Origin of the sequence: Ligilactobacillus hayakitensis DSM 18933 = JCM 14209, from assembly GCF_000615845.1 — a bacterium.
GTDB lineage: Bacteria > Bacillota > Bacilli > Lactobacillales > Lactobacillaceae > Ligilactobacillus > Ligilactobacillus hayakitensis.
Window position 1 is genome coordinate 1 of sequence record NZ_BAML01000075.1, and the last position, 635, is coordinate 635.

Sequence of the window (635 nt, forward strand, 5' to 3'; positions counted from 1 at the left end):
ATGTTAGAAAAAACAGTATACTTTATATCAAATTATTTCAACTGATACAATTTTATACTGAAACCTCAATTAGTGATTATTAATATCTATAATAACCTTTTTAAAACACTTAAAAATCACTAAATTAGCAACTTTCAAACTATAAGGACAACTTTACATTACTTCAACCTCAAATATAATTGAGTTACTATTTTTCTTTGTTAACCACAACGTTAAAATTTAACATTGTACTTAACTGGACTAAACACTAAGCCCTCTATCCCATCAGAATTAACTTTAGGGAATACTTTTCTAATTATCTGATAAGCACCATTCACATCAGCATTAATTAATTTACCTTGATTACTTTTAAACAAACCACGTTTAATGCGTCTATTATTAAGGCTTAAACCTTTTAACTTTCGATGATAGTTACCATTTTGTTTAACTGGCTTTTCGTTGTCTAGAAAACTTGTTTGTGAAGTATAAGACTCGTTGGTTTGGATAACGTTAATCCCTTGTAATTGTGCTTTATAAACAAGCATATTAACCATCACTTGATGAGGTATACCAATGAAATTTTGATTGTTTCTCTTACCCATGTTAATCGAACGTTTCTGATCTTTATTTTTACCAATAACAATTGTATTTGCATC

1 protein-coding gene is annotated in these 635 nt (G+C 28.0%); it reads right to left on the bottom strand.

Annotated elements, in window-relative coordinates:
- Positions 1 to 212: 212 nt before the first annotated feature.
- The coding region (locus JCM14209_RS08625; protein ID WP_025023039.1) for an IS200/IS605 family accessory protein TnpB-related protein at positions 213 to 635 on the bottom strand (423 nt) is incomplete at its 5' end.